The organism is Methanobrevibacter cuticularis, assembly GCF_001639285.1.
GTDB lineage: Archaea > Methanobacteriota > Methanobacteria > Methanobacteriales > Methanobacteriaceae > Methanobaculum > Methanobaculum cuticulare.
Map to the genome: position 1 here is coordinate 1 of NZ_LWMW01000081.1, position 517 is coordinate 517.

1 protein-coding gene is annotated in these 517 nt (G+C 31.7%); it reads right to left on the reverse strand.

The genetic code is table 11. The features are described 5' to 3' along the window. On the reverse strand, positions 1–517 hold a 517-nt coding region (locus MBCUT_RS11235), incomplete at both ends, for a hypothetical protein (protein ID WP_169805375.1).

The following is a 517-nucleotide window of genomic DNA, read 5'->3' on the forward strand; positions in this document are numbered from 1 at the left end:
TAGTAGAATTACTAAAAACATCATAATTACCATCACCAGCAAAACTAACAATAACCTCTAAACCAGTGCCAGTACGATTAGTAGTATAATTTAACTCCCAATAACCAGAAACATCAACAATTACATCATTAAAGAGATTACCATCAACAGTAACATTAACAAACCCAATACCAGTATGATTAACTAAAACACCACTAACAGTGATATTCGCACCAATATGAGCAGGATTAGGACTAACAATGATAGTTGAGTTAGTACTATTCTTATTTACTGTGAAAGTAGTAGAATTACTAAAAGCATCATAATTACTATCACCAGCAAAACTAACAATAACCTCTAAATCAGTTCCAGTACGATTAGTAGTATAATTTAACTCCCAATAACCAGAAACATCAACAATTACATCAGCAAAGAGATTACCATCAACAGTAACATTAACAAAACCAATACCAGTATAATTAGCTAACTGACCACTAACAGTAACATTCTCACCAATATGAGAAGGATTAGGATTAAC